We start from the raw sequence: 19,496 nt of genomic DNA on the forward strand, positions 1-19,496 counted from the left end.
TTTTTAATTATCAGCTTGCATGATTCCGATTTTATTATCGGAGCAGATTATCACGCATTGAGGAATGTAAAATGAATTATACTGAACATTATCATGACTGGCTTCGTGACGCCCATGCCATGGAAAAACAGGCAGAATCGATGCTTGAATCTATGGCCAGCCGTATTGAAAATTATCCTGATATAAAAGCCAGAATTGAACAACATATTAGTGAAACCAAACATCAAATTACCATGCTCGAAGAAGTATTGGACCGTAATGGCATTTCTCGTTCGGTGTTGAAAGACTCCATGAGTAAAATGGCAGCAATGGGGCAATCTATCGGTGGCATGTTCCCTTCCGATGAAATTGTCAAAGGCTCAATTAGCGGTTATGTTTTCGAGCAGTTCGAAATTGCTTGTTATACCTCCCTGCTGGCGGCGGCAAAAAAAGCTGGCGACACTGCCTCAATTCCGACGATTGAAGCCATTCTGAAAGAAGAAATGCAAATGGCTGACTGGCTGATCAAACATATTCCGCAGACAACGGAACAATTTTTACTGCGATCTGAAGCAGATGGCGTTGAAGCCAAAAAATAAATAATAAGCAGGAGGCAATATGTTTCGACACGTAAAACAACTTCAATATACTGTGCGAGTGAGCGAACCTAATCCTGGATTAGCGAACCTGCTGCTGGAACAGTTTGGCGGCCCGCAGGGCGAACTGGCGGCCGCCTGCCGCTACTTCACGCAAGGTTTAAGCGATGATGATGCCGGTCGTAGAGAAATGTTAATGGACATCGCCACCGAGGAGCTGAGTCATCTGGAAATTATCGGCTCACTGGTAGGAATGCTTAATAAAGGCGCTAAAGGCGAGCTGGCGGAAGGTACCGAAAACGAAGCGGAACTTTATCGCTCGCTGACGCAGAATGGTAATGACAGCCATATCACCTCTCTGCTGTATGGCGGCGGCCCGGCGTTGACGAACTCCGGCGGCGTACCGTGGACCGCGGCTTATATTGATACTATCGGCGAAGTCACAGCCGATCTACGCTCAAACATCGCGGCAGAGGCGCGAGCGAAGATCATTTATGAACGCCTGATTAATCTGACCGACGATCCCGGCGTAAAAGACACGCTCAGTTTCTTAATGACCCGTGAAGTCGCGCACCAGCTCTCTTTTGAAAAGGCGCTGTATTCGATTCGTAACAACTTCCCGCCGGGTAAATTACCGCCGGTAGAACAGTATACCGACGTGTACTACAACATGTCGCAAGGCGACGATCCGCGAGGTAGCTGGAATAGCGATGAGAACTTCAACTATGTCGCAGAACCGATGCCTGCTGTTGATGGCGGCGATGGCCTGGCGACAGTGAAATTGCCGCGCGAGCAGATGGCGCTGCTCAAAGCGATGGCAGAAAGAACGAAATCGGACCCCACCGTTGATCCTCTCACTGGCGCAGAACTAGGCTGCGGCGAACCGAAAGAAGACAAGTGAGTTCCGACAAGTAAAATCCGTGTGTCATGTCCTTTTTTGACCCCGCCTGGCGGGGTCTTTTTTCGTCACAACATCACGCGATTAGAAACGATAGCCTGCCGAGAACATAAATACCCATGGGTCCAGACGCACGCTGTCATGATGCTGAACGCCGCCCATTTTATAATTGGCGGTAGTATCAATATCCATGTACCAGACAGAGGCGCCAATTAACCAGTCGCGGTTAATCAGGTAATCTACCCCAACTTGCCCTGCCGCGCCCCAGGAATCCTTAAAGCTCAGATCGGACAGCCCGGCATTTTTACCATTATCGTTAAAGTCGTTATCGAAGAAGGTGGTGTAGTTCACCCCCACGCCGACATAAGGACGCACTTTGCTGCTGGAATCGCCGAAGTACCACTGCGCCATTAACGTTGGCGGTAACAGGTGAACCGTGGCGATATCTCCCGTCGCGCCCGTACCCACCTTATGGCGGAACGGCGTGGCCGCCAGCAATTCAACCCCGATATTGTCCGTCGCCATGTAAGTGAATGTCAGGCCGAGTTGCGTGTTATTACTCACATCAAACCCGTTTAAATGCCCCAGCGTACCACCCGCCCCTTCTGTAGGTCTGACGGTTGCCGGACCTGCACGCATAAAGAATTCTCCGGCTTCGTGCGCGAAAGCGCTGCCTGAGAGAAGAGTTGTTAACGCCAGTGCCGCCACTGTAAATTTTTTCATACCCGCTCCATCGTTATGGTTATAAAAGCGTGATGAATATACCCACAATGAAGTAATAAGTGATCTAACACAGATCACATTTGTTCTTATAATTTAACATTTATTGATCCAGATTAATTCAGAACTTGTATTGAAAATCCTGGTTATAGGAGTTCAGATCAATTTTGACATATTCACGCTATGCAAATATTTGTCTGCTCCTGTTGCCCTGGCGATAAAGGCTGGCTAAGGTAATCAATGTCCCGCAATGGCGCGTGGCGGTAAGATTCGCGAACACTGCGGGACAGATTAATTTCCGTTGTAATCTATTGATACGTGAGTTTTTTGCAGGTGAATCATGAGCGTTCTTAACCCATGCATGACATGCGGTGCCTGTTGTGCCTATTTTCGTGTCTCCTTTTATTGGGCTGAAGGCGACGATGCCAGCGGACGCGTTCCGGCGTCATTAACCGAGCCTGTTACCCCTTTTTTACGTTGTATGGCCGGTACCAACCAAAAACAGCCGCACTGTAAAGCGCTAATTGGCACGCCGGGTGAAAACGTCAGTTGCGCTATTTATGAAAACCGCCCTTCAACCTGTCGCGAATTTTCGATATCGGGCGAAGGAGGCGAAGTGAATGAGGCGTGTAATCGCGCCCGCGCGCGATACGGATTACCGCCGCTTTACAAAGATATGCTTTTCCATACAACTGCTGATGCTGCCACTGTAGAGTTATCCAGGGTACAATTGCCCGCAAATTAACACCTGCAAAACTCAAGGAGAGTGCATGTCTATCACGGCGAAGTCCGTTTACCGTGACGCCGGAAATTTTTTCCGAAATCAATTTATTACTATCTTGCTGGTTTCGTTGCTGTGCGCATTTATCACGGTGGTCTTAGGTCATGCCTTTTCACCCAGCGATGCGCAAATCGCGCAACTCAGTGAAGGAGAACATCTGGCAGGCAGCGCTGGCCTGTTTGAGCTGGTACAAAATATGACGCCGGAGCAGCAGCAGATCCTGTTGCGCGCCTCTGCCGCCTCGACGTTTTCCGGGCTTATCGGCAACGCTATTCTGGCCGGCGGTATCATCCTGATGATTCAGTTAGTTTCAGCGGGACATCGGGTTAGCGCGCTGCGCGCTATCGGCGCCAGCGCCCCTGCATTGCCTAAACTGTTTATTCTCATTTTTCTGACTACCCTGTTAGTGCAAATCGGTATAATGCTGATTGTCGTTCCGGGGATTATTATGGCCATTGTGCTGGCGCTTGCGCCAGTGATGTTGGTTGAAGAGAAAATGGGCGTGTTTGCCGCAATGCGCAGCAGTATGCGTTTAGCCTGGGCTAACATGAGACTGGTCGCGCCTGCGGTGATAGGCTGGTTACTGGCTAAAACATTGCTATTGCTGTTCGCGCCCAGCTTCGCTGTACTGACCCCAAATGTAGGCGCTGTACTGGCGAATACGTTGAGCAATCTGATTTCCGCAGTATTGCTTATCTACTTATTCCGCCTGTATATGTTGATTCGCCAATAATCCGCAATGCGCCGTTACGCGGCGCATTCGACGCTCGTTGATGATGGAATCGAAGAATGAAGCAGTTTCTGGATTTTTTACCGCTGGTTGTCTTTTTTGCGTTTTATAAACTTTATGACATCTATGCGGCGACCTCCGCACTGATTGTCGCGACGGCAATCGTGCTGATTTATAGCTGGGTGCGCTATCGGAAAATAGAGAAGATGGCGCTGATTACCTTTGTTCTGGTTGCCGTCTTCGGCGGTCTGACGCTCTTCTTCCATAACGATGAATTTATTAAATGGAAGGTGACGGTTATTTATGCGCTGTTCGCCGGCGCGCTGTTAATAAGCCAGTGGGTGATGAAAAAACCGTTAATCCAACGTATGTTAGGTAAAGAACTGGCGTTGCCGCAGCAGGTCTGGTCAAAGCTGAACCTGGCGTGGGCGCTGTTTTTTATTGCGTGCGGTCTGGCTAACATTTATATCGCCTTCTGGTTGCCGCAAAATATCTGGGTCAACTTTAAGGTCTTTGGACTCACGGCGCTGACGCTCATTTTTACCCTGCTGAGCGGCGTCTATATCTACCGGCATCTGCCACAGGAAGATAAATCATAACCCTCCCGTGACTTATCATCGCCAGACTGCGAACGCCTGGCGATATTTTCTTCGCCTTTACGCCCTGCGCTTTCCCGTCAGTACCTTTATTCCCACTATTCTCCACACAAAATTCATAGTAGCATAGCGGCTGTAATTTTTTCTGATAGTCGGTTTTACAATGACAACAATGGATAATACTCCTCAGGGCGAGCTGGTTTTACGTACATTGGCCATGCCTGCCGATACCAATGCGAACGGCGATATTTTTGGCGGCTGGCTGATGTCGCAAATGGATATTGGCGGCGCGATACTGGCCAAAGAGATCGCGCACGGTCGGGTTGTAACCGTACGCGTGGAAGGAATGACATTTCTGCGCCCCGTCGCGGTTGGCGATGTCGTATGCTGCTACGCGCGCTGCGTTAAACGCGGTACGACGTCTATTAGCATCAATATTGAAGTCTGGGTGAAAAAAGTCGCGTCAGAACCGATTGGACAGCGCTACAAGGCCACCGAGGCGCTGTTTATTTATGTTGCCGTCGATCCGGACGGTAAACCTCGCCCGCTCCCGGTTCAGGGTTAAGTATGCCCGCTTACGCCGCCAGCAGGTGATGGTATATTCCTACTGGCGGCGCCAGAGATTACTCAATCTGCGCCGTACCGTTCAGACGGAAGATAATATTGACCACCAGCCCGGAACCCGGCTTGCCTGCTTCATAGCGCCATTTACGCATCGCATTCTTAACTTCACGCTCAAACATATTGGCTGGCTGCGCGGACAGAATCTGTACATTTTCCACTCGCCCAGCAGAGGTCACATCAAACTTAACCTTTACGCGGCCTTCAATACGTAACGCCTGTGCTCGCGCCGGATACTGCGGCTGGTTACGGCTCAGAGCGCGAGGTCCAGTGGGTACGCTCACCGCCGGCTTGCTGGTCGCCGAGGCGGTGCTGCTTGTTGGCCGCGCCGGGGCGCTATTTTCAAACGGTGAGGCAGGACGAGGCGCGGCTGGTTTGACTTCGCGCTTCGGCTGCTCTTCAACCTTTTTCACCGGTTCCGGTTTCGGTTTTGGCTTGGGTTTTGGCTTAGGTTTGGGTTTCTCAATCACCACGGGCGCTTCTTTAGGCGGTTCAGGGATCGGCTCTGGCTCCGGTTCGGGTTCAACCACTGGCTCCGGCGGCGGCTGAACCGCCTGGGGAGGCTCCAGGTCAGCGGGTGAAACCATTGTCACCGTGATAGGCTGCGCTGGCGCAGGCAATTCAATAACCTGATGTACCGAGGTATAGAGCAAACCTGCCACTACAGCACCATGAATGCCTACGGAAAGGAGTGTCGGCCAGGGAAAGCGACGAGGTAAATCAAGGGTCATTGAAGTCATAATCGTTTCAGTTGAAAAACCAGAGCTGAATTTTAAATGCAAATAGCAATCATATTCAATAAGGCATTGCCGATAGCGGCATTTAAAAGATGATATCGCGCAAAAACACCACACAAAATGTGCATGTTTAACAAAGTCGGTATCTTTACATTGCAGTTAAATGCCCTTTCCAATAACGTAATCAGCAACTTTTACCGATTAAGGAGCTCTACCCGCGCTGTATGTTATTTACGCTCAGGATAATGCCAACTCGCTTGAAAAACGCCTCTCGGTACGGCCCGCGCATCTGGCGCGCCTGCAACTTCTGCATGATGAAGGGCGATTATTAACTGCCGGGCCGATGCCCGCAGTGGACAGTAACGATCCTGGGGTAGCCGGATTTACCGGGTCAACGGTGATTGCTGAATTTGAATCTTTAGAAGCAGCGCAATCCTGGGCTGATGCGGATCCCTACGTCGCAGCGGGCGTCTATGCGCAGGTTTCGGTCAAACCGTATAAGAAGATCTTTTGAAAAGGATGGCCTGTTGGGCACCGCATACGGTGCCCTTTCTGGCTCACACACCGTGAATCGCAAAGAGTAATGAATTACGCTGACGATTAAAGATGCATTTCCTGATAGTATGGATACGCATATTACGGCGTGATTGCCCTTCAAGCCAACGCGCTTTACGGCGGCTCGCCTGACGTAGCATTCGCCAGAGCCCCACTTCCGTTCTACTACGCTTCATGTTTACGACTCTCACTGTAACAGAAGCGCCATTATACCCCCTCGCCGGATGCAGACCAGCGCTTTTCCCGTGTTTTTATTTGCCATGTGAATCCTGACGCGTAAACTCTTAACAACACGCTTTCTAAAGGATTTTTAAAGTTATGACAACCCTCTACACCGTGGTGAGTTGGCTGGTCATTTTGGGATACTGGGTTCTCATTGCCGGCGTCACATTACGTATTCTAATGAAACGGCGCGCAGTTCCCTCCGCAATGGCCTGGTTGTTAATCATCTATATCCTTCCGCTGGTCGGGATCATCGCCTATTTGTCCGTGGGCGAATTGCATTTAGGCAAACGTCGCGCCGAGCGTGCCCGCGCCATGTGGCCATCTACTGCCAAATGGTTGAATGACCTCAAAGCCTGCAAACACATTTTCGCGCAAGAAAACAGTAGCGTCGCATCGTCCTTGTTTAAGCTGTGCGAACGACGTCAGGGGATTGCGGGCGTCAAAGGCAACCAGTTGCAATTACTTACCGACTCCGATGATGTCATGCAGGCGCTTATTCGCGATATCCAACTGGCGCGGCATAATATCGAAATGGTGTTTTACATCTGGCAGCCAGGCGGCATGGCGGATCAGGTCGCTGAATCGCTAATGGCCGCCGCCCGCCGCGGCATCCATTGCCGGCTTATGCTGGATTCCGCGGGTAGCGTCGCTTTCTTCCGCAGCCCCTGGGCGGCCATGATGCGTAACGCTGGCATTGAAGTCGTAGAGGCGCTGAAGGTGAATCTGATGCGCGTCTTTTTACGCCGTATGGATCTTCGCCAGCACCGTAAAATGGTGATGATTGACAATTACATCGCCTATACCGGCAGTATGAATATGGTGGACCCGCGTTTTTTCAAACAGGATGCCGGCGTTGGACAATGGGTCGATTTGATGGCGCGGATGGAAGGCCCCGTGGCGACAGCAATGGGGATTGTTTACTCCTGCGATTGGGAAATCGAGACGGGTAAACGCATTCTGCCTCCCCCGCCGGATGTGAATATTATGCCGTTTGAGCAGGCCAGCGGGCATACCATTCATACCATTGCTTCCGGTCCTGGTTTTCCGGAAGATCTCATTCACCAGGCACTATTAACCGCCACCTATGCTGCGCGCGAATATTTAATTATGACCACGCCATATTTCGTCCCCAGCGACGATCTGCTGCACGCCATTTGTACCGCTGCGCAGCGCGGCGTGGATGTCAGTATTATCCTGCCCCGTAAAAATGATTCACTGCTCGTCGGCTGGGCCAGTCGCGCCTTTTTCAGCGAGTTACTGGCGGCGGGCGTGAAAATCTATCAGTTCGAAGGCGGGCTGTTGCATACTAAAAGCGTGCTGGTCGATGGCGAACTGAGCCTGGTCGGTACCGTGAATCTCGACATGCGTAGCCTGTGGCTTAATTTCGAGATTACGCTGGTCATTGATGATACGGGTTTCGGCGCCGATCTGGCTGCGGTACAGGACGATTATATTTCGCGCTCCCGTCTCTTAGATGCGCGTTTGTGGGTAAAACGTCCGTTATGGCAGCGTATTACCGAGCGATTGTTTTACTTCTTTAGTCCATTGCTGTAAAACGTGACCAACATGAGTAAACAGGTAGTCACTATGGAAATGGATCTGAACAATCGCCTGACTGAAGACGAAACGCTTGAGCAGGCTTACGATATTTTTCTTGAGCTGGCGGCGGATAATCTTGATCCGGCTGATATCATTCTGTTCAATTTGCAATTCGAGGAGCGCGGCAGCGCGGAGTTGTTTGATCCCGCTGAAGACTGGCAAGAGCACGTCGATTTTGACCTGAATCCAGACTTTTTTGCCGAGGTAGTGATTGGCCTAGCGGATACCGAAGACGGCGAAATTAACGACATTTTCGCCCGCGTTCTGCTGTGCCGGGAAAAGGACCACAAGCTGTGCCATATTCTCTGGCGCGAATAAGCGGTTCAGGCCGGATGGCGTCTGATTGCGCCCTCCGGCAAGCCTGTTTAATCCGGTAGCTTACTGCCGCATCGGTTACAATATTGCGCGCTATGTTCATGCTGGCTTTGCTGGCACTGCGGACATTTTCGCTGCCAGTGACGTTTTTGAAACGCGCTGCTCATGTGCGTGGTAATCAGTCCTGTAGGAATCGCAATCACCGAATAACCAATCAAAATAAGCACCGACGCGACAATACGTCCCAGCGGCGTATGCGGCGTAATATCACCATACCCCACGGTTGTGACTGTCACTATCGCCCAATACACCGAGGCATTAAGCGTCGTGAAGCCATATTTCGGTCCTTCAATAAGATACATCAGGGCACCGAAAATAATCATCACGATCGCAATAAATGAATAGAACAGAATAAGCTGATGACGCGCGCTAATAATGGCGCTCCAGAATACGCGCAGGGATGGCATAAAGCGTAGCAGTTTAAGAATACGCAGCACGCGAATCGCTCGCATAGCACGCCAGGAAAACATATAGTTCAGGCTAATTTCCGGCCACAGCCACATGACGTACAGCGGCAAAATCGTCACCAGATCAATAAATCCCCAGAAACTAAAAACGTATTTTGCCGGTTCGGGCCAGCTAAACAGTCTGAGCAAGTATTCACCGGTAAATATCAGGGTAACGCAGAGCTCCAGCCAGACAAAAATATGCCATTCATCAAATGTCAGGTGATATTCCGTTCCTACGCCTGATTCAACAAAAATGACCAGTACGCTAAGCAGCGCAAACAGCGCGCATAACCCTTCAAAACGGCGACCTGAGCGCGTAGTCAAATCGAACAGATTATGATAAAGACGACGGCGAACCGACGACAAAGAAAGTGACACGGTAACCTCACCTAAAAGAAGGGCTGACGAATTGTCAGCCCTTGCGATTATAACGGGTCTACTTTAAGGCAGGAAACGGCATGGCGAAAACTTCCTTCCAGCACCGGTCGCGTTTGCGCGCATTCTGGCCCGGCTAGCGGACAGCGTGTACGGAACACGCAGCCGGAAGGCGGGTTAATGGGCGAAGGTAATTCGCCCTCCAGCAATTGTATCTTCTTATTTCGCTCCAGATCGGGATCGGGAATCGGTACCGCCGACATCAGCGCTTTGGTATAAGGATGCAGTGGATTATGGTACACCTCATCATAGGTGCCCAATTCTACTGCATGACCGAGATACATCACCAGGACACGATCGGATATGTGCTTTACGACCGCCAGGTCGTGCGCAATAAAAATCAACGACAGCCCCATCTCTCGCTGTAACTGCTGGAGCAAATTCACCACCTGCGCCTGAATAGAAACGTCCAGCGCCGACACCGGCTCATCGCAAATAATGAGCTTAGGTTCCAGGATCAACGCCCGGGCGATACCGATGCGCTGGCACTGCCCCCCGGAAAATTCATGAGGATAACGGTTGATGAGATTCGGCAGCAGCCCCACTTTCAGCATCATGGCTTTCACGCGGTCACGCACGTCCTGGCGCGAAAGTTTAGGATGATAAGTGCGCAGCGGTTCCGCGATAATTTCGCCAATCGTCATTCGCGGGTTGAGTGACGCCAGCGGGTCCTGGAAAATCATCTGGATATCGCTGCGCACTTCGCGCCACTCATCCGCTTTCATGCCCAACAGATCTTTTCCCAGCCAGGCGACTTTACCGTCTGTCGCCTTCACCAGACCAATAATGGCGCGCGCAAACGTCGACTTGCCGCAGCCGGATTCACCCACCACGCCAAGCGTTTCGCCTTCATACAGGCGTAGCGTAACGCCGTCCACCGCTTTCAGAGTTTTCGGCGGTTGCCAGAACCACTGCTTCCCTTCTTTGATATCAAAATGTACTTTCAGATCGGCGATTTCGAGGAGAACTTTACGTTGTTCAATCACAGCATTCATAGCAGTTCCTCCACCGGTTTAAAACAGGCGCGCAAGCGACCAGGACTAAACGCTTCAAGTGGCGGCGCATTATTGCAGATCTCCATCGCATGAGGACAACGCGGCTGGAACGGACAACCTTTAGGCAAACGCAATAAATTGGGAGGATTGCCCGGAATCGTCAACATTTCCGCCCCCTCGCTATCCAGACGCGGCACCGCATTAAGCAAGCCTATCGAATACGGATGAACGGGCTGATAAAAGACATCGCGCGCCTTACCGTATTCCATGGTACGCCCGGCATACATTACCAGGACCTTATCGCAAATACCCGCGACCACGCCCAGATCGTGGGTAATCATGATAATGGCGGTATTAAATTCGCGCTTTAGCTCATTAAGCAAGGTCATAATCTGCGCCTGCACGGTAACATCAAGCGCGGTGGTAGGCTCATCGGCAATAAGCAGTTTCGGCCTGCACAACAGCGCCATCGCAATCATCACACGTTGACGCATTCCGCCGGAAAATTCGTGCGGGTACATTTTCATCCATTTGCGCGCTTCCGGCATTTTTACGGCATCCAGCATTCTGACGGACTCTTCAAAAGCTTCCGCTTTGCTCATCCCTTTATGCAGCATCAGGACTTCCATTAACTGCTCCCCAACGCGCATATAAGGATTTAGCGAGGTCATCGGGTCCTGAAAAATCATCGAAATCTGTTCTGCGCGCAGCGTATTCAGTTCGCGCTCAGGTAGATTAAGAATTTCACGTCCGTTGAAGGTCGCAGAACCGCCGATTCGACCATTCGTCGCCAGCAGTCCCATTAATGCGAACGCCGTTTGCGATTTCCCCGATCCAGACTCGCCAACAATACCTAACGTTTCTCCAGCGCGAAGCGTAAAGTTCAGATCGTTGACCGCCGTCACATCGCCATCAGGCGTAGCGAACGTAACACGAAGATCGTTTACCTCCAGCAGTACATTCGCCGGTTGCGGCGCCTGAGTTGCGGTTTCTGATAAGCTCATGGCTGTACTCCTTAACGATCTTTCGGGTCGAGGGCATCACGCAGGCCATCGCCAATAAAGTTAAAACAGAATAACGTCACCACGAGAAAGCCAGCCGGAAACAGCAGCAGCCACGGTGAGACTTCCATTGACTTTGCGCCATCGCTCAATAACGCTCCCCAACTGCTTAACGGTTCCTGCGTCCCAAGCCCCAGGAAACTGAGGAAAGACTCAAACAGAATCATGCTGGGCACCAGCAACGATGCATACACTACCACTACGCCCAGGACGTTAGGCACAATATGGCGGATCACAATGCTGGCAGTCGACACACCACCCACCTGCGCGGCTTCGATGAATTCTTTACGTTTAAGACTTAGGGTTTGGCCACGCACGATACGCGCCATATCAAGCCAGGAGACCATGCCGATGGCGACGAAAATCAACAGAATGTTCTGCCCAAAAAACGTCACCAGCAAAATCACAAAGAACATAAACGGGAACGAGTTGAGGATCTCCAACAAACGCATCATCACAGAATCAATTTTGCCGCCCAGATAGCCGGACAGCGAGCCATACAGCGTTCCGACAATGACCGCCACCAGCGCGGCGGCAATCCCGACCATTAATGAGATACGCCCGCCGATGGCAACGCGCACCAACAGATCGCGCCCGGAAGAGTCAGTGCCGAAATAGTGACCGGACGCCATATCCGGCGCACTGGACATCATGCCCCAGTCGGTATCGAAATAGGTAAATTGCGACAGCATAGGCGCCACTGTCACGAACAGGGCTATCAGAAACAGGACAATAAGACTGGCCACCGCCGCACGGTTATGCATAAAGCGCCGACGGGCATCTTGCCAAAGGCTGCGACCTTCCACCTCCAGCTTTTCACTGAAATTTTCCAGCGTCTCGCTGTTTTTCTTACTTAACATCATCGCGAGCTCCAGTATCAATAGCGAATTTTCGGGTCGATAACGGCATAGAGCACATCGACAATGGCGTTAAATAATATGGTCAGCGCCCCGACCAGAATGGTCAAACTTAACACCAGCGAGTAATCGCGGTTGAGCGCGCCATTAACGAAAAGCTGCCCAATGCCCGGTAAGCCATAAATAGTTTCAATCACCATTGAGCCGGTAATAATGCCGACAAAGGCTGGCCCCATATAGGATAAAACCGGCAGCAGCGCAGGTTTTAACGCATGGCGGAAGATGATTCTGCGCATCGGTAATCCTTTTGCCCGCGCGGTACGAATAAAGTTCGAATGCAGAACTTCAATCATTGAGCCGCGCGTAATACGAGCGATGCTGGCAATATAGGCCAGTGAAAGCGCGACCATCGGCAGGATCATAAATTTTAACGCCCCGCCGTTCCAGCCGCCGCCAGGCAGCCATTGCAAGGTTATTGCAAAGACCATCACCAGTAGCGGCGCTACCACAAAACTGGGGATAACGACGCCGGTCATGGCAAATCCCATCACCGTATAATCCCATCGCGTATTTTGCTTTAGCGCGGCAATCACGCCAGCACTGACACCAATAATGACCGCCAGCAAAAAAGCGGCAGCGCCAAGTTTCGCCGAAACGGGGAAGCTGGCGGCAACCAGATCGTTGACCGTGTAATCTTTGTATTTAAACGATGGTCCAAAATCGCCATGCGCCAGCTGCTTCAGGTAGCTGAAGTACTGCGTCATGATGGGATCGTTCAGATGATATTTTGCTTCAATATTGGCCAGCACTTCCGGCGGCAATGCGCGCTCGCCAGTAAAAGGGCTACCCGGCGCGAGGCGCATCATAAAGAAAGAGATGGTAATAAGAATAAACAGCGTCGGAATCGCTTCCAGACAGCGGCGTAAAATAAATTTCAACATTGCCCGTACCTTCTGGCCTGTGCCTTTACTTCCCGGACGTGACAAAAGATCCGCCAGGGAAAGTTATAGTGCGATGAAAAAAGACACCATGGGACAACCGCAGTTGTCCCATGTCTTGCCATTAATGTTTGATAATATATAAGTTTTTCACATAAATATTATCCAGCGGGTCTTTACCGGTATACCCGCCCACCCAAGGTTTCACCAGGCGCGCGTTAACGTAGTAATACACCGGCACAATAGCCGAGTCTTTATCTAACTGCTGCTCCGCTTTAGCGTAGAGTTCGCTGCGCTGCGTATCGTCCGCCACTTTCAGCGTGTCAGCAATCAGCTTATCAAACGCCGGGCTATTATAATGCGCGGTGTTATTTGAACTGTCGGACAACATAGTATTCAGGAATGAGGTCGGTTCATTATAATCTGCGCACCACCCGGCTCTGGCAACATCAAAGGTGCCCTGATGACGGGTATCCAGGAAGGTTTTCCATTCCTGATTCTCCAGACTCACATTGACGCCCAGATTTTTCTTCCAGATAGACGCCACGGCAATGGCCAGTTTTTTATGCAGATCGGAGGTGTTATACAGCAGGTCGAATGTTAAGGGCTTATCCGCCGTAAAGCCGGCTTCAGCCAACAATTTCTTCGCTTCTTCATTACGCTTTTGCTGGGACCATTTGAACCACTCAGGCTCTACCAGTTTTGCGCCATCGGTATACGGCGGCGTGTAGCTATAAGCGGGTAAATCGCCCTGATTTTTAACCTTATTAACAATAATGTCGCGATCTAACGCCAGTTTCAGCGCGGTACGCACGCGGACATCGTTAAACGGCGCTTTTTGATTATTAATTTCGTAATAATAGGTACACAAATAAGGGTCTACGCGGACTTCATTCGGGATCTCTTTTTTCAGTTTCTGGAATAATTCGATCGGCATATTGTTATAAGTCATATCGATCTCGCCGCTGCGGTAGCGGTTGACATCCGTCACCTCCGAAGAGATAGGCAAATAAGTTACCTGATTGATGACGGTTTTGTCGTTATCCCAGTATTGCGGGTTACGCTCCAGCACGATACGTTCGTTCACCACCCAGTTTTTTAACTTATAAGCGCCGTTAGTGACAATATTGGCCGGTTGTGTCCACTTATCGCCAAATTTTTCGACCGCTGATTTCGGTACAGGAGACACTGAAGGGTGGACCAACAATTTGTAGAAATAAGGCACCGGCTCACTTAAGGTCACTTCAAAGGTGTGATCATCAAGCGCTTTTACCCCCAGATCGGTGGCGGGTTTTTTACCGGCGATAATGTCATCGATATTAGCGATATGACCGTATTGCAGATAGCTGGCGTACGGCGATGCCGTATTAGGATCGGCCAGGCGTTGCCAGCTATAAACGAAATCATGGGCAGTGACGGGCGTACCATCTGACCATTTCGCATTTTCACGTAGATGGAATGTCCAGACTTTAAAATCTTTATTCTCCCATTTTTCCGCGACGCCCGGTGAAGGATGCCCCTCGACATCACTAATTAATAAGCCTTCAAAGAGATCACGGCTAACGTTCGATTCCGGCACGCCTTCAATTTTATGCGGGTCGAGAGACTGCACTTCTGATCCATTATTACGTACCAACGTTTGCTTGTCGGCTAACTGAACACCGGCGGGCACGTCTGCCGCAGTCGCGGCGCTGGCGGCGATGAGCGCAGTGAGTATTCCCACTGCAATTAAACTTTTTTTCGTGATGTTAGACATTGTGTTTGTACTCCACTCATTATAATTACTGGTTTTTACCAGCCTGTTTAATCCCGTCAGGGTTCCTGTACAGCACTGGTGGTGTACTGCCAGGTCTGTCACTGCTTTTGCTATCACCGACTTTATTTATTCTGACGATTCGTTCGATCGCCTTTCGTCGATTCGGTATACGACGTACCTGCCCACGTCGCACGTTATTTCTGACAACCATCTAAATGAAAATAGTTATCAACAATGTGAAATCTTCTACAAAAATGTTTGGCCGAAAAGTATCAAATGCGTTTCTGAACCGCCAATTCATTTTACAATTTTGTTAACCAATTCTCTTTTATGGAAAAATCCCTGCCCAAAAAAACAGTTAAACAATGTTAAAAATATTTTATTTATTCTTTATAATCAATAAGTTGAAAGAAAAATATCTCTCTGTCGCATCGTAGGTTATGCCTGCGCCAGAAAACACACACAAATTTAACAAATGCTCATTATTTAGCACATTCATCTACGATGGAGCTGAAACAACTAATAACATTTCAATAATCCTTCATCAAGCCCCAGAGTATGGTGTGAATAAAATAACAGACCTACCGCTTCTCACGGTCTCAGTAATGTTGATAATAGTTTGATTAATAAAAATAAATAGCGTTAGATTATATTAGTATTTTTATCATTTAAACGCTGAATGCTTATCAAAGTAAGAAGTGTTACGTGGGAATGTCACAAGGCGGCCCCTTAGGGCGCCGCCTGTAAATCAGCAGGTGGGAGTTTAGTTGAGCAAGCCGGGGAAAATGCCTTTTACTCCTGTGACAATAAATTCGATGCCGAGCGCCATTAACAACAACCCCATGATTCGGGTAATAACGTTGATACCGGTTTGCCCCAGCAAACGAACCAGCCACGGCGCCATACGGAACACGCCCCAGCAGCAAAGCGCAAAAAGCGCAATGGCAACTGAAAAACCAAGCAAATGCGCGATGCTGTGATAACGCGTCCCCCAGACGATAGTGGAGCTGATCGCCCCTGGCCCCGCCATTAACGGCAGCGCTAACGGCACAACGCCAATGCTCTCGCGTATGGCCGTCTCTGACTTTTCTTGCTTGTTTTGTTTATCTTCCCCCAGCTTCCCGCTGATCATCGACATTGCAATGGTGACAACCAGGATACCGCCCGCAATTCTGAACGAGTCAATAGAAATACCAAACAGCTGCAGGATGCCATCGCCGAGGAATAAGGAACTCCACAAGATAATCGCAACCGACAGATTCGCGGTGAGGTTAGTTTTATTACGCGCCGTGGCCGTCTGGTAGCTGGTCATGCTGATGAAAACGGGGATAATCCCCACCGGGTTAACCAGCGCAAAGAGCCCGATAAAGAACTTAAAGTAAACAGGAAAATCAAAAAGCGGTTGAATCACGGTTAGCTCCGAAGCGTTAGCCGGATGAAGTCAATGTTCGTTAATGATCAAAACGCGCAGAAGATACGCCTTTTATTCGCATAGTTCACCTCTTATCTACACCTAATTTCATCCATTCATCGCTGTTATTTATATGTACTCGTTATGCTAATCCACTTACTCTTCATGACAACGATTTCTTAACAATTTACATAAAAGGCTAAAATGGCCTGCTGAAAGGTGTCAGCTTTGCGTAATCTTGATTTAGATCACACAATCGCTACTCAGAAGTGAGTAATCTTGCTTACGCCACCTGGACGTAACGCGTTAGAGTTAAATGATACTAACGCAGAAGCTCTTTTAGTAAATCAGAGCGAAACGGACGTTAAGTAACCACCTGAATTTCAGGCATTTATACAAAGTATCGTCGATCTGTCTATACTCACGTATCGCGCAGATGATTTACTAAAAAAGTTTAACATTATCAGGAGAGCATTATGGCTGTTACTAATGTCGCTGAACTTAACGCACTCGTAGAGCGTGTAAAAAAAGCCCAGCGTGAATATGCCAGTTTCACTCAAGAACAGGTCGACAAAATCTTCCGCGCCGCCGCTCTGGCAGCCGCTGATGCCCGCATTCCGCTGGCCAAAATGGCCGTCGCCGAATCCGGTATGGGCATCGTGGAAGACAAAGTGATTAAAAACCACTTCGCTTCTGAATATATTTACAATGCTTATAAAGATGAAAAAACCTGCGGTGTGCTGTCTGAAGACGACACCTTCGGGACCATCACCATTGCCGAACCTATCGGCATTATTTGCGGTATCGTTCCAACCACTAACCCGACCTCTACCGCGATCTTCAAATCGCTGATTAGCCTGAAGACCCGTAACGCCATCATCTTTTCTCCGCATCCGCGTGCTAAAGAAGCAACCAACAAAGCGGCAGACATCGTTCTGCAAGCGGCTATCGCTGCCGGCGCGCCGAAAGATCTGATTGGCTGGATCGATCAACCTTCCGTAGAACTGTCTAACGCGTTGATGCACCACCCGGATATTAACCTGATCCTCGCCACTGGCGGTCCAGGCATGGTTAAAGCTGCATACAGCTCCGGTAAACCGGCTATCGGCGTAGGCGCAGGCAACACTCCGGTTGTCATTGATGAAACTGCGGATATCAAACGCGCTGTGGCGTCTGTTCTGATGTCTAAAACCTTTGATAACGGCGTAATCTGTGCTTCTGAACAGTCTGTTGTCGTTGTTGATTCCGTCTATGATGCCGTTCGCGAACGTTTCGCCAGCCACGGCGGCTACATGCTGCAGGGCCAGGAGCTGAAAGCGGTTCAAAACGTTATCCTGAAAAATGGCGCTCTGAACGCCGCTATCGTCGGTCAGCCAGCCTACAAAATTGCTGAACTGGCAGGCTTCTCCGTACCAGAAACCACCAAGACTCTGATCGGTGAAGTTACGGTCGTTGATGAAAGCGAACCGTTCGCACACGAAAAACTGTCTCCGACTCTGGCGATGTACCGTGCGAAAGATTTCGAAGAAGCGGTAGAAAAAGCAGAAAAACTGGTCGCTATGGGCGGTATCGGTCACACCTCCTGCCTGTACACTGACCAGGATAACCAGCCAGAACGCGTTGCTTACTTCGGTCAGATGATGAAAACCGCGCGTATCCTGATCAACACTCCGGCCTCTCAGGGTGGTATCGGTGACCTGTACAACTTCAAACTCGCACCTTCCCTGACGTTGGGTTGTGGTTCCTGGGGTGGTAACTCCATCTCTGAAAACGTTGGTCCGAAACACCTGATCAACAAGAAAACCGTTGCTAAGCGAGCTGAAAACATGTTGTGGCACAAACTTCCGAAATCTATCTACTTCCGCCGTGGCTCTCTGCCCATCGCGCTGGATGAAGTGATTACTGATGGCCACAAACGTGCGCTCATCGTGACTGACCGCTTCCTGTTCAACAACGGCTATGCAGACCAGATCACCTCTGTGCTGAAAGCGGCTGGCGTTGAAACCGAAGTCTTCTTCGAAGTTGAAGCCGACCCGACTCTGAGCGTTGTGCGCAAAGGCGCTGAGCTGGCGAACTCCTTCAAACCAGACGTGATCATCGCGCTGGGCGGCGGTTCCCCGATGGACGCCGCGAAAATCATGTGGGTCATGTACGAACATCCGGAAACTCACTTCGAAGAGCTGGCGCTGCGCTTTATGGACATCCGTAAACGTATCTACAAGTTCCCGAAAATGGGCGTGAAAGCGAAAATGATCGCCGTCACCACCACTTCCGGTACCGGTTCTGAAGTCACACCGTTTGCGGTTGTGACCGACGATGCAACCGGTCAGAAATATCCGCTGGCTGACTACGCCCTGACCCCGGATATGGCGATTGTCGACGCCAACCTGGTGATGGATATGCCGAAGTCCCTGTGTGCGTTCGGTGGTCTGGATGCGGTAACTCACGCCCTGGAAGCTTACGTTTCCGTACTGGCTTCTGAGTTCTCTGACGGTCAGGCTCTTCAGGCTCTGAAACTGCTGAAAGAAAACCTGCCGGCGTCTTACCACGAAGGGTCTAAAAACCCGGTTGCGCGTGAACGTGTTCACAGTGCAGCGACTATCGCCGGTATCGCGTTTGCCAACGCCTTCCTCGGTGTATGTCACTCCATGGCGCACAAACTGGGCTCTCAGTTCCACATTCCGCACGGTCTGGCGAACGCCCTGCTGATTTGTAACGTTATCCGCTACAACGCGAATGACAACCCGACCAAGCAGACCGCTTTCAGCCAGTACGATCGTCCGCAGGCACGCCGTCGTTACGCTGAAATTGCTGACCACCTGGGCCTGAGCGCGCCGGGCGACCGTACCGCCGCTAAGATTGAAAAACTGCTGGCATGGCTGGAAAGCATTAAAGCTGAGCTGGGTATTCCTAAGTCTATCCGTGAAGCAGGCGTGCAGGAAGCTGACTTCCTGGCACACGTTGACAAACTGTCTGAAGATGCCTTCGATGACCAGTGCACCGGCGCTAACCCGCGTTATCCACTGATCTCCGAACTGAAACAGATTCTGCTGGATACCTACTACGGTCGTGATTTCACCGAAGGTGAAGTTGCAGCGAAGAAAGACGTCGTTGCCGCACCGAAAGCAGAGAAAAAAGCGAAAAAATCCGCTTAATTCGTTATCTGTTTTAGCATGACAATA

Annotated in this window: 20 protein-coding genes; 10 read left to right on the forward strand and 10 right to left on the reverse strand. The window is 50.2% G+C overall.

Going from position 1 to position 19,496, the window contains the following annotated elements; all coding sequences use genetic code 11:
- The first annotated feature begins 71 nt into the window (after positions 1-71).
- Together ACQ29O_RS11730 and ACQ29O_RS11735 are read left to right on the forward strand one after the other, a co-directional pair.
- The gene (locus ACQ29O_RS11730) at positions 72-578 is read left to right on the forward strand and encodes a ferritin-like domain-containing protein (RefSeq protein ID WP_001109977.1); all 507 of its coding nucleotides are present in this window, start codon (positions 72-74) and stop codon (positions 576-578) included.
- Positions 579-597: 19 nt separating this feature from the next.
- Positions 598-1,476, forward strand: a complete 879-nt coding sequence (locus tag ACQ29O_RS11735; protein ID WP_000488349.1) for a manganese catalase family protein — start codon at positions 598-600, stop codon at positions 1,474-1,476.
- An 81-nt stretch (positions 1,477-1,557) separates the two neighbouring features.
- On the opposite strand, the gene ompW is transcribed toward ACQ29O_RS11735, so the two are convergent.
- Positions 1,558-2,196, reverse strand: a complete 639-nt coding sequence (gene ompW / locus ACQ29O_RS11740) for an outer membrane protein OmpW (protein WP_000714799.1) — start codon at positions 2,194-2,196, stop codon at positions 1,558-1,560.
- Positions 2,197-2,533: 337 nt separating this feature from the next.
- Here ompW and ACQ29O_RS11745 point away from each other — a divergent pair, with 337 nt between their 5' ends.
- The 4 genes from ACQ29O_RS11745 (at position 2,534) to yciA (ending at position 4,865) form a co-directional block, all read left to right on the forward strand.
- Complete coding sequence (locus ACQ29O_RS11745; RefSeq protein WP_000114955.1) at positions 2,534-2,938, forward strand: YkgJ family cysteine cluster protein; 405 nt, start codon at positions 2,534-2,536, stop codon at positions 2,936-2,938.
- A gap of 25 nt (positions 2,939-2,963) precedes the next feature.
- The gene (locus tag ACQ29O_RS11750) at positions 2,964-3,707 is read left to right on the forward strand and encodes a YciC family protein (RefSeq protein ID WP_000028507.1); all 744 of its coding nucleotides are present in this window, start codon (positions 2,964-2,966) and stop codon (positions 3,705-3,707) included.
- 56 nt (positions 3,708-3,763) lie between these two features.
- Positions 3,764-4,303 carry a septation protein A gene (locus tag ACQ29O_RS11755; protein WP_000808682.1) on the forward strand — a complete coding sequence of 180 codons (540 nt, stop codon included), beginning with the start codon at positions 3,764-3,766 and terminating at the stop codon, positions 4,301-4,303.
- A gap of 160 nt (positions 4,304-4,463) precedes the next feature.
- A complete protein-coding gene (yciA, locus tag ACQ29O_RS11760; RefSeq protein WP_000210317.1) occupies positions 4,464-4,865 on the forward strand; it encodes an acyl-CoA thioester hydrolase YciA in 402 nt (133 codons plus the stop codon).
- Between the two features lie 58 nt (positions 4,866-4,923).
- On the opposite strand, the gene tonB is transcribed toward yciA, so the two are convergent.
- Entirely contained in the window at positions 4,924-5,652 is a 729-nt protein-coding gene (tonB, locus tag ACQ29O_RS11765; protein ID WP_001525247.1) for a TonB system transport protein TonB, read from the reverse strand.
- Positions 5,653-5,878: 226 nt separating this feature from the next.
- Here tonB and ACQ29O_RS11770 point away from each other — a divergent pair, with 226 nt between their 5' ends.
- A complete protein-coding gene (locus ACQ29O_RS11770) occupies positions 5,879-6,172 on the forward strand; it encodes a YciI family protein (RefSeq protein ID WP_024134354.1) in 294 nt (97 codons plus the stop codon).
- Positions 6,173-6,215: 43 nt separating this feature from the next.
- Here ACQ29O_RS11770 and ACQ29O_RS11775 read toward each other — a convergent pair whose 3' ends face one another.
- Positions 6,216-6,389, reverse strand: coding sequence for a YciY family protein (locus ACQ29O_RS11775; protein ID WP_134800391.1), 174 nt, complete (start codon positions 6,387-6,389; stop codon positions 6,216-6,218).
- Positions 6,390-6,531: 142 nt separating this feature from the next.
- Here ACQ29O_RS11775 and cls point away from each other — a divergent pair, with 142 nt between their 5' ends.
- Positions 6,532-7,992: a cardiolipin synthase gene (cls, locus tag ACQ29O_RS11780; protein WP_000210314.1), complete on the forward strand. Its 1,461-nt coding sequence runs from the start codon at positions 6,532-6,534 to the stop codon at positions 7,990-7,992.
- 33 nt (positions 7,993-8,025) lie between these two features.
- Positions 8,026-8,355 (forward strand): HI1450 family dsDNA-mimic protein, encoded by a 330-nt coding sequence (locus ACQ29O_RS11785; RefSeq protein ID WP_000425074.1) that lies wholly within the window; start codon positions 8,026-8,028, stop codon positions 8,353-8,355.
- Positions 8,356-8,402: 47 nt separating this feature from the next.
- Here the strand turns inward: ACQ29O_RS11785 and ACQ29O_RS11790 are convergent, their stop codons facing one another.
- The 7 genes from ACQ29O_RS11790 to ACQ29O_RS11820 all read right to left on the reverse strand — a co-directional run bounded on the left by ACQ29O_RS11790 (position 8,403) and on the right by ACQ29O_RS11820 (position 16,314).
- A complete protein-coding gene (locus ACQ29O_RS11790; protein ID WP_000059075.1) occupies positions 8,403-9,239 on the reverse strand; it encodes an ion transporter in 837 nt (278 codons plus the stop codon).
- A 47-nt stretch (positions 9,240-9,286) separates the two neighbouring features.
- On the reverse strand, positions 9,287-10,291 hold the full coding sequence (gene oppF / locus ACQ29O_RS11795) for a murein tripeptide/oligopeptide ABC transporter ATP-binding protein OppF (RefSeq protein WP_000994698.1): 1,005 nt from the start codon (positions 10,289-10,291) through the stop codon (positions 9,287-9,289).
- Positions 10,288-11,295, reverse strand: a complete 1,008-nt coding sequence (locus ACQ29O_RS11800; RefSeq protein WP_000058859.1) for an ABC transporter ATP-binding protein — start codon at positions 11,293-11,295, stop codon at positions 10,288-10,290. Before ACQ29O_RS11800 ends, oppF begins: the two co-directional genes overlap by 4 nt.
- 11 nt (positions 11,296-11,306) lie before the next feature.
- Positions 11,307-12,215 carry an oligopeptide ABC transporter permease OppC gene (oppC, locus tag ACQ29O_RS11805; RefSeq protein WP_253336059.1) on the reverse strand — a complete coding sequence of 303 codons (909 nt, stop codon included), beginning with the start codon at positions 12,213-12,215 and terminating at the stop codon, positions 11,307-11,309.
- A 14-nt stretch (positions 12,216-12,229) separates the two neighbouring features.
- A complete protein-coding gene (oppB, locus tag ACQ29O_RS11810; RefSeq protein ID WP_000911097.1) occupies positions 12,230-13,150 on the reverse strand; it encodes an oligopeptide ABC transporter permease OppB in 921 nt (306 codons plus the stop codon).
- 121 nt (positions 13,151-13,271) lie between these two features.
- The gene (gene oppA, locus ACQ29O_RS11815; protein WP_001746720.1) at positions 13,272-14,903 is read right to left on the reverse strand and encodes an oligopeptide ABC transporter substrate-binding protein OppA; all 1,632 of its coding nucleotides are present in this window, start codon (positions 14,901-14,903) and stop codon (positions 13,272-13,274) included.
- Between the two features lie 763 nt (positions 14,904-15,666).
- Positions 15,667-16,314, reverse strand: coding sequence for a YchE family NAAT transporter (locus tag ACQ29O_RS11820; RefSeq protein ID WP_000615841.1), 648 nt, complete (start codon positions 16,312-16,314; stop codon positions 15,667-15,669).
- A gap of 476 nt (positions 16,315-16,790) precedes the next feature.
- On the opposite strand from ACQ29O_RS11820, the gene adhE reads away from it, so the two are divergent.
- The gene (gene adhE / locus ACQ29O_RS11825) at positions 16,791-19,469 is read left to right on the forward strand and encodes a bifunctional acetaldehyde-CoA/alcohol dehydrogenase (protein WP_253336060.1); all 2,679 of its coding nucleotides are present in this window, start codon (positions 16,791-16,793) and stop codon (positions 19,467-19,469) included.
- The last annotated feature ends 27 nt before the right edge of the window (positions 19,470-19,496 follow it).

This window comes from Salmonella sp. GDC200615 (assembly GCF_050574145.1).
Lineage (GTDB): Bacteria > Pseudomonadota > Gammaproteobacteria > Enterobacterales > Enterobacteriaceae > Salmonella > Salmonella enterica.